Source organism: Oleiphilus sp. HI0117 (assembly GCF_001635235.1).
Map to the genome: position 1 here is coordinate 1 of NZ_LWGA01000544.1, position 572 is coordinate 572.

1 protein-coding gene is annotated in these 572 nt (G+C 45.5%); it reads left to right on the forward strand.

What is annotated here, in order from left to right; all coding sequences use genetic code 11:
- On the forward strand, positions 1-572 hold a 572-nt coding region (locus A3757_RS06045; protein WP_304439178.1), incomplete at both ends, for a transglutaminase domain-containing protein.

Here is a 572-nt window from a genome sequence, read left to right on the forward strand (position 1 = left end):
CAAACTCAAATTAATAGCTTATTAGGGACTGATAATGGAAGCTATTCTACGACTGACAGTGCCACAGAGATTACTCAGGCGATTACAGGCAAAGTTGCGGAACTCGGCACCGATCCTTTGAGTTTGTATAACTGGGTACACGATACTATTCGCTGGATTCCGAGCTTTGGTGTGATGCAAGGTGCTGATTACACGCTTCAATCAGAACAAGGCAATGCCTTTGATAGCTCAAGCTTATTGATCTCGCTGCTAAGAGCCGCGGGTCACGAAGCAAGATATAAATACGGTGTCGTCAATATACCTGCCGACCAAGCAAGAAATTGGGTGGGTAACGTTAAGAATGCTGCAGCGGTTGCCAACCTTATGAGCCAAGGTGGGATTCCACAACACCAGTATAGCTATGGGGGTGATGTTGAAGAGATACAGCTTGAGCATGTCTGGGTTGAGGTAAAGCAAGGTGAAACCTGGTATAGCCTGGACCCGAGCTTTAAACAATACACTTATACCGATGGGTTGGATCTTGAAAATCAGGTCGCTTTTGATGCGCAAGGTTTATTAACTTCCTTGGAAGA